The organism is Lactobacillus delbrueckii subsp. bulgaricus, assembly GCF_046938665.1.
Taxonomy (GTDB): domain Bacteria; phylum Bacillota; class Bacilli; order Lactobacillales; family Lactobacillaceae; genus Lactobacillus; species Lactobacillus delbrueckii_C.
In genome coordinates, this window is record NZ_JBKZCD010000038.1 from 1 (window position 1) to 9,715 (window position 9,715).

General features: G+C 45.8%; 3 protein-coding genes and 2 pseudogenes. 4 read left to right on the top strand and 1 reads right to left on the bottom strand.

Annotated elements, in window-relative coordinates; all coding sequences use genetic code 11:
• A partial coding sequence (locus ACLUXO_RS09845; RefSeq protein WP_412137397.1) for a MucBP domain-containing protein occupies positions 1-5,182 on the top strand: 5,182 nt, incomplete at its 5' end.
• Between the two features lie 170 nt (positions 5,183-5,352).
• Positions 5,353-5,610 (top strand): annotated as a pseudogene (locus tag ACLUXO_RS09850) (transposase); the annotation flags it as partial.
• A 122-nt stretch (positions 5,611-5,732) separates the two neighbouring features.
• Here the strand turns inward: ACLUXO_RS09850 and ACLUXO_RS09855 are convergent.
• Positions 5,733-6,023 (bottom strand): annotated as a pseudogene (locus ACLUXO_RS09855) (type I glyceraldehyde-3-phosphate dehydrogenase); the annotation flags it as partial.
• On the opposite strand from ACLUXO_RS09855, the gene ACLUXO_RS09860 reads away from it, so the two are divergent.
• Positions 6,010-6,339, top strand: a complete 330-nt coding sequence (locus ACLUXO_RS09860) for a helix-turn-helix domain-containing protein (RefSeq protein ID WP_412137399.1) — start codon at positions 6,010-6,012, stop codon at positions 6,337-6,339. The pseudogene ACLUXO_RS09855 and the gene ACLUXO_RS09860 overlap by 14 nt on opposite strands.
• 729 nt (positions 6,340-7,068) lie before the next feature.
• A partial coding sequence (locus ACLUXO_RS09865; RefSeq protein ID WP_412137398.1) for a YSIRK-type signal peptide-containing protein occupies positions 7,069-9,715 on the top strand: 2,647 nt, incomplete at its 3' end.

The following is a 9,715-nucleotide window of genomic DNA, read 5'->3' on the forward strand; positions in this document are numbered from 1 at the left end:
TCTGGTTTCAAACGACTTTAAGGACGGAACTACGACTTATGCTAAGGAAGGTAACGACTTCATTGTCAAGCTGAAGCACAAGACTCAAACCATCACGCCAAATGATCCAAACCCAGTAACTCCAGGCAATCCAATCAACCCTAAGGATCCAAACAGTCCGGTTTACGGTGAAGAAACTGACCGGAAGAACCTAGTCAAGGATGCTACCCAAACCATTCACTACGTAGGTGCTGGTGATAAGACTCCGGCTGACAAGAAGCAAACTCAAAAGGATGCCTTCACGCGGACAGTTACGATCGACAAGGTAACTGGCAAGGTGCTCGAAACTAGTGCATGGGAAGGTACTAAGACATTCGGGTTTGAAGATACTCCATTTGTTGAAGGCTACCACGCAGATAAGAAGAGTGAAGGTGGCTTGACTGCAACTCCGGATAACCCAGATGTTGAAGCTACTGTAACTTACACGCCAAACGGCAAGTTGATCCCAATTGACGAAGAAGGTGTTCACATCAAGGACACTGACACGCCAACTTACAAGACTGATCCAACTGACCCAACCAAGGTGGTGGACCCAACTGTTCCAAATGTTGACGGCTACGAGCCTAGAGACAATAAGGTTGGTGATAAGGTAACGCCAAAGGATCCTGCAAAGGATACTGAAGTTGTTTACGTCAAGACTCCAGAAACCAAGTACGGCTTGACTGAGAAGTTTGTCGACGTAGATGGCAACGAATTGTCACCAAGCGAAAGCAAGGGCAGCGACTACAAGACTGGCGATAAGTACGACGTAACTAAGGATGCCAAGGTAATTAATGGCTACGTTCTGATTGATACGGATGAAACGACTGGCACTTTCGACAAGAGTGACAAGACTGCAACCTTTATCTACAAGAAGGTCGGCAAGATCATCCCAGTAGACAAGGATAATAACCCAATCCCAGACGCAGACACGCCAACTTACGAGAACAACCCAGATGACCCGACTAAGGTAACTCCAAACGAACCAACTCCAACAGTTCCAGGCTGGACTACTGATGTTCCGAATGTAACTCCAGAAGATCCAACCAAGGATACTCCAGTTGTCTACACTCAAGATAAGTATGGCTTGACTGAGAAGTTCGTGGATGAAGATGGTAATGAACTGTCACCAAGCGAAAGCAAGGGTACTGAGTACAAGACTGGCGACAAGTACGACGTAACTAAGGATGCTAAGGTAATTACCGGCTACGTTCTGGTTGATACGGATGAAACGACTGGTACTTTCGACAAGAGCGATAAGACTGCTACCTTCATCTACAAGAAGGTTGGTAAGATCATTCCAGTAGATCCAAATGGCAACCCGATTCCGGGTGCTGATACGCCAACTTACGAAAATGACCCAGACGACCCAACTAAGGTAACTCCAAACGAACCAACTCCAGGCGTTCCAGGTTACAAGACTGATGTTCCTAACGTAACTCCGGATGATCCGACTAAGGATACCCCGGTTCCTTACACTAAGAACGAAACGCCAGAAACCAAGTACGGCCTGCTTGAAAAGTTTGTTGACGAAGAGGGCAATGAACTTGCAGAAAGCGTCGACAAGGGCAGTGACTACAAGACTGGTGACAAGTTTGATGTAACTAAGGATGCTAAGGTAATTACTGGCTACGTATTGGTCAAGACGGAGGGGACGACTGGTACCTTCACGGATAGCGGCAAGCTCGCTGTCTTTACCTACAAGAAGGTTGGTAAGATCGTGCCAGTAGATCCAAAGGGTAATCCAATCCCAGATGCTGACACGCCAACTTACAAGAACGATCCAGATGATCCGACTAAGGTAACTCCAAACGAGCCAACTCCAGGCGTTCCGGGCTACAAGACTGATATTCCGAATGTAACTCCAGAAGATCCAACCAAGGATACTCCCGTTGTCTACACTCAAGATAAGTACGGCTTGACTGAGAAGTTCGTGGATGAAGAAGGCAATGAACTTTCACCAAGCGAATCCAAGGGTACTGAGTACAAGTCAGGTGACAAGTACGACGTAACTAAGGATGCTAAGGTAATTACTGGCTACGTATTGGTTAAGACGACTGATACGACTGGCACCTTCGATAAGAGTGACAAGACCGCGGTCTTCACTTACAAGAAGCTTGGCAAGATTGTTCCGGTAGATCCAAAGGGCAACCCAATTCCAGGTGCCGATACGCCAACTTACAAGAACGACCCAGATGATCCATCTAAGGTAGTTCCAAACGAACCAACTCCAGGCGTTCCTGGCTACAAGACTGATGTTCCAAAGGTAACTCCAGAAGATCCGACTAAGGATACTCCAGTTCCTTACACTAAGAACGAAACTCCAGCAGCTAAGTACGGCTTGACTGAAAAGTTTGTTGACGAAAACGGCAATGATCTTGTACCAAGCGAATCCAAGGGCAGCGACTACAAGTCCGGCGACAAGTACGACGTGACTAAGGATGCTAAGGTAATTACTGGCTACGTATTGGTTAAGACGACTGATACGGCTGGCACTTTCGATAAGAGTGATAAGACTGCTGTCTTCACTTACAAGAAGCTTGGTAAGATCGTTCCAGTAGATCCAAAGGGTAACCCAATTTCAGGTGCTGATACGCCAACTTATAAGAACGACCCAGATGATCCGTCTAAGGTAGTTCCAAACGAACCAACTCCAGGCGTTCCGGGCTACAAGACTGATGTTCCAAAGGTAACTCCAGAAGATCCGACTAAGGATACTCCTGTTCCATACACGAAGAACGAAACTCCAGCAGCTAAGTACGGCTTGACTGAAAAGTTTGTGGATGAAAACGGCAATGATCTTGTACCTAGCGTATCTAAGGGCACTGACTACAAGTCCGGCGACAAGTACGATGTGACTAAGGATGCCAAGGTAATCACTGGCTACGTATTGGTTAAGACGGAAGGTACGACTGGCACCTTCGAAAAGAGTGACAAGACCGCAGTCTTCACTTACAAGAAGCTGGGCAAGATTGTTCCGGTAGATCCAAAGGGTAACCCAATCCCAGGCGCCGATACGCCGACCTACAAGAACGATCCAGATGATCCGTCTAAGGTGGTTCCAAACGAGCCAACTCCAGACGTTCCAGGCTACAAGACTGATGTTCCAAAAGTAACTCCAGAAGATCCGACTAAGGATACTCCTGTTCCTTACACGAAGAATGAAACACCAGCAGCTAAGTACGGCCTGACTGAGAAGTTTGTGGACGAAAACGGCAATGACCTTGTACCAAGCGAATCCAAGGGCACTGACTACAAGTCCGGTGACAAGTACAACGTGACTAAGGATGCCAAGGTAATCACTGGCTACGTATTGGTTAAGACGACTGATACGACTGGTACCTTCACTGATGGTAACAAGACCGCAGTCTTCACTTACAAGAAGCTTGGCAAGATTGTTCCAGTAGATCCAAATGGCAACCCAATTCCAGGCACTGATACTCCGACCTACAAGAACGACCCAGATGATCCGTCTAAGGTAGTTCCAAACGAACCAACTCCATCTGTACCAGGCTACAAGACTGATGTTCCAAAGGTAACTCCAGAAGATCCAACCAAGGATACTCCTGTTCCTTACACGAAGAACGAAACACCAGCAGCTAAGTACGGCCTGACTGAGAAGTTCGTTGATGAAAACGGCAATGACCTTGTACCAAGCGAATCCAAGGGCACTGACTACAAGTCTGGTGACAAGTACGACGTGACTAAGGATGCTAAGGTGATCACTGGCTACGTATTGGTTAAGACGACTGATACTACTGGCACCTTCACTGATGGCAATAAGACCGCAGTCTTCACTTACAAGAAGCTTGGCAAGATTGTTCCAGTAGATCCAAAGGGTAACCCAGTCCCAGGCGCCGATACGCCGACCTACAAGAATGACCCAGATGATCCGTCTAAGGTAGTTCCAAATGAACCAACTCCATCTGTACCAGGCTACAAGACTGACGTTCCGAATGTAACTCCAGAAGATCCGACTAAGGATACTCCTGTTCCTTACACAAAGAACGAAACTCCAGCAGCTAAGTACGGCTTGACTGAAAAGTTTGTGGACGAAAACGGCAATGATCTTGTACCAAGCGTGTCTAAGGGCACTGACTACAAGTCCGGTGACAAGTACGACGTGACTAAGGATGCCAAGGTAATCACTGGCTACGTATTGGTTAAGACGACCGACACTACTGGCACCTTCACTGATGGCAACAAGACCGCAGTCTTCACTTACAAGAAGCTGGGCAAGATTGTTCCAGTAGATCCAAAGGGCAACCCAATCCCAGGTGCTGATACGCCAACTTACAAGAACGCCCCAGATGATCCGTCTAAGGTAGTTCCAAACGAACCAACTCCATCTGTACCAGGCTACACGACTGACGTTCCTAGCGTAACTCCAGAAGATCCAACCAAGGATACTCCTGTTCCTTACACGAAGAACGAAACTCCAGCAGCTAAGTACGGCTTGACTGAAAAGTTCGTTGACGAAAACGGCAATGACCTTGTACCAAGCGAATCCAAGGGCACTGACTACAAGTCTGGTGACAAGTACGATGTGACTAAGGATGCTAAGGTAATTACTGGCTACGTATTGGTTAAGACTACTGACACGACTGGTACTTTTGGTGACAGCGACAAGACCGCAGTCTTCACTTACAAGAAACTGGGTAAGATTGTTCCAGTAGATCCAAATGGTAACCCAATCCCGGGTGCCGACACGCCAACTTACGAGAACGATCCAGATGATCCGTCTAAGGTAGTTCCAAACGAGCCAACTCCATCTGTACCAGGCTACAAGACTGACGTTCCGAATGTAACTCCAGAAGATCCAACCAAGGATACTCCTGTTCCTTACACGAAGAACGTGACCCCATCCAAGCCAAGCAATAATAAGCCGGGCAAGAAGGGCGCGCCATCCGCGCCAACTGGCCCAACCAGCCCGACTCTGCCTGGTAGCAAGAAGGGCAAGACCGCTCCAGCTACTCCGAATGCTACTGCCTTCTCAACCGGCGCAAGCAAGCAGACGGCTAGTCTGAAGCAAAACGCGCAAGCTAAATTGCCTCAGACCGGTGAAGCAACTGACAAGTCCCGTGCTCTGTCAGTCCTCGGCCTCGGCGTAATGGCCCTAACCGCTCTGCTTGGTCTCGCAATCGATAAGAAGCGCAAGAACTAGCCTCTTTCTTTAAAAAGCTAACCGTTTTTCAAGGAGTCTGGGAAAAAAGACTCTAATGAATAAAAAAGGCTTCTAGAAGTGAAAAACTTCTGGAAGCCTTTTTGCTATGCATCTCAAATCACTCATGATACTATATCGCCGAATAAAATCATAGAAAGGAGTGGTCTGTGATGTATAAATGTTATGACACGGATCGGAACCAACTGACAATAAGATTGGAGAGCGCCGTCCCACAAAATCATCTGGTTCGTCTGATAGACAGCTTTGTGGACACTATTCCTTTGGATGACCTCCTCAAAAATATGGTAAATACTGGTCGCCCGGCGTACCATCCTGCTCTTTTACTCAAGATCCTCCTCTTTGCTTACTCGGGTAGGACCATCTCTGGAAGAAAGATAGAGTTAATGCTTCAAGAAAGCTTTCCAATGAATCTTCCTGACAAGTAAAAAAGGTGAAGCTCGAAATATTACATCGAGTTTCACCTTTTTCATTTATCTAAAGTCTAGTTTTTTCCCAGACTCTTTTTGTTGTTCTTAAAGAGGGGGCAGACTTACAGTTGGGCGAAGTAACGAATAGTGCGCACCATCTGTGAAGTGTATGAATTCTCGTTGTCGTACCAGCTGACGACTTGAACCAGGGTCTTGCCTTCAGGCATTGGGATAGTCTTGGTTTGGGTGGCATCAAAGATTGACCCGGCCCGGGAGTTGATGATGTCTGAAGAAACGATTTCGTCAGTGTTGTAGGCAAAAGATTCAGTTTCACTGGTCTTCATCTTGGCATTGACTTCTTCAGCGGTTACCACGCCATCGACTACGGTATCCAGGATAGTGGAAGACCAGGTCAGCCTGGCTTTGAGCTACATCTATTCGGCTTACTATGAAAAAATCAGTCTGGAGGATCTGACCAGACAAGCCTGCATTACTTTGAATCAGCATTTTAAAGATCGTTTTGGCTGCACGGCCATGGAGTACCTGTCCAGGTACCGGATGAAGATTGCTGCGCAGATACTTACGCACACCGGAATGAAGGTGGCGGAAATTGCTGAGGCGGTCGGCTTTGACTATGATACCTACTTCATCAGGATTTTTACCGCTAAAAAGGGCATGTCGCCGACTTCCTACCGCCAGCAGACCAGGCAGGCGGCCGAAAGATTTTGAATGGCACGAAATGATTTTACCCTGGCATCTAGTGATGTTCTGATTTTTGCTTAGAGCAGATATACTGTAATCATCAAAGCGAGAGACGGAACAGAGATTAAGAAAACAAGAGAAAGCAGTTTGGGATCAACGTGGTAGTAATTGAGTCAGGCGGCATCAAGACTAACTGGGGGCATATCGCGGTTGACCAGCTGGCAGAATCTGCTAAAGGCGGGGCTTATGATGATTGGTTTTGGGGCCAAGCCATTGGTCTTCGCGTATGCGATTTTGCTGACCAGAGCTTTTGCTTTAATTATGCCTCATGTATCTTAAGGCTTACGAATCCATAAGCAGACAAGCTTATGGATTTTTATGTTTTACATAGATTTTATAGGAAAATCATTGCTGTAACCGATTAACAAAAAATCGGAAAGGCGGTAAAATGGAAGTAAATGGAATAGGTAAATGCTTAAGATGAAGGCCGCCCATAGGGGATTAAATAATGATGACTATTTTATTTTAGGTATAGTAAACTATTTCAAATTTGAAGAAAAAAGTTTAGTGAAAAATTATCGCTGAAGAGAGGGATGCTCGAATTTCATGACTAAATGTGTGTACTCCTATGTGGGAAATATAGATTAAAGCGCTGTCTAATTGCTTAATACAATTTGGATGAGCGATAGTAAGTGAACCTGTTGTGTGCTATTTCAGAAGATGGAATGGCCTAAAAGTGTCTAAAGAGGTGTAAGCATGTTATCGAAGAACAATCGGCATCTTCAAGAACAAAGAATGAGTGACTCCAAGCAGCGCTTCAGTATTAGAAAGTACAGCTTCGGAGCCGCTTCAGTTTTGCTGGGCTTGTCTTTTATGACTTATGCTGGGGGCAGTCCTGTATCAGCAGATACGACGGATCAGCCGGCAGTTACGGTCACTGAGCCTACGGATAAGGCAAGTACTGCTCAGACGACGGCGACCAGTGAGGCAAGCAGCACTGCGACTAGTGAAGCAGCTAAGCAGACCAGCGAAGCTGTAAGCTCAACCGCGACCAGTGAGTCAGCTGCGGTAGAAACGACTCCAAGCAGTGAAACCGCAAGCAAGGAGACGGTGACTAGCGAGGCAGCTAAGGAAAGCACCGCGCCTAGTGAAGCAAGTAAGATCAGCACTGCAACGAGTGAAGCAAGTGAAAAGGCAAGCACTGCTACAAGTGAAAGCACGACTCCAGCTACGGCGACCAGCAAAGAAAATAGTCAAGAGCAAACGACCAGCAGTGAAATGGTTGACACGAATGCTTTGACTGCATCTAAGGTGGCTAAGACTTCAGCGCTTAAGTCAGTAAAGTTGGCAGCACTTAAGTTAGTAAAGTTAGCAGCGGCTACTACGACGACTTCTACGGATGATGTAGCATCAGCAAAAGAAGGCAAGATTACCGATGAAGGCAAGGCTAAGGGCTTGAATGACAGCTTGACTGACAGCGATGTTACGCCAAGGATGAGTGATGCCAATGGGGCGAAGCTTGTAATTTCTAAGATTCCTGATGGCTATGAGGCTGACCCAACTGAAGGACGCTACACTTTCGGGATTCTTAGTTTAGGGCCAGTAGAAAAAAATGGTAGTGACTTAACTAGTTATAACGAAAAATACAACACAAATTATTATATTCGGATGTCTACAGCATCTCAAGGAACTAATGGTACGTATGATGATACGGTTTATATTCAATTGGTTGATGCTAATGATAATCATAAAGTATTGTGGGAAGCTTCAGCAAAACCAGGTGATGTTAATCAAACTATCACGGCGCTTAAACCGACCAAAAATAATCCATTCCAGTATTCTTATAAAGAAGCAACTGTTTCGGGTGTGACTTCTAAAATAATCGATTTTAACGCTAGTCCTATCGATGCAAATAATGGGACTATGTATTCTATCAATGTATATGAAAACGGGAGTAGTGCAGGAAACAGTGCGACAACTGATGTAGCCTTTAAATATCCAGCTACTAGCACACTTGAAACAAGATATATTGCAAAAGATGCTGCTGGTAATGAAACTATTTTAGCAACGTATGACGAGACTGGTAGAGTAGGTTATACATATACTGCATCTGGTTCAAGAAACTTTGTTGGATATGATAAAGTACCAGCACCTTCTTCAACTACTGGTGTTTTGCAAGCCAGCTATAAGGTAGGTGATACTTACTTTGGTGGTGCTGCTCCAATTTCAGATCAATTGCAAATGGCTGTTGTGAGAGTGGTTGCTGATTCGGACGGAACAGCTACTGTACAACTGCGTGTTGCTACTAAAGACGCAAGTACTAGCAATATTAATGACACAAGTGTTTGGAAGACGGTCTTTACTAGCGAAGAGCTGAAGCCAGGCGAAGTATCTAAAACAGGTGACAACCTTATCAACGGCACTAACTACACTAAAGGTGCTGTTGCTCTTTCAAAAACTTCGAATCTTTATTCAAAAATAAAGTCTGTTGGTTTTACCGAGGAACAACTTACTGGGCTAATTGGTAGTAACTGGAGCATAATTAATAAGCTTGCTCCGGGGCAATCTTCAGTTAACTACTACTATGCTCCGCAAGGCCAAGTGCGCGTCAATTACGTAACTAGTGATGGTAAGACCCTTCAAGCTCCGATTACTGTATATGAAAATTCAAGTGCCGGTACGTCATATGATGCAGCAAACTACCGCCCTGCAACGATCACTGTAAACGGTAAGACTTACCACTGGGTCAAGAGTGACAAGAGTTTAGGGACTCCTGGTACGACCACGATTAACGGCTACACTTACTACGTAACTCCATCTGATGAAACTGGTAAGATCAGCTCTAACACGGTTAGTGATGTCTACTACGTTTATAAGTTGTTAACTTACCGTACTGAAGTAGAAACTAAGGACGTAACTCGGACGATCGAATACTACGACAGTGTGACTAATAAGCCAATTCCAGATAGCCTGGAAAAGACGGTTACTCAAACCGCAACGCTGAAGCGGAACAAGATCTACGATGACCAAAACAATTTCATCGGCTACGGTACTATCTCAGCTGATGGCTCAAGTTACACGATCGATGACAGTTGGACTGTTGATGCACAAACCTGGACTCAACAGGACTCTGCAGATCTTTCTGGCTATGGCTACACTGCGCCAGATAGACCATCAGTTGCAGCAGTAACTGTTGACGGCAATACTACCACTGTAACGGAAATGGTACGCTATGGTCACCAGACTCAAACCATCACTCCAAATGATCCGAACCCTGTAACTCCAGGTAAGCCAATCAACCCTAAGGGTGACGTAAACTACCCAGATGGCGTATCAAAGGACGACCTGACTTCAACTGTTAAGCGGACTATCAAATACGTTGACGAAGACGGTAAAGCAGTTG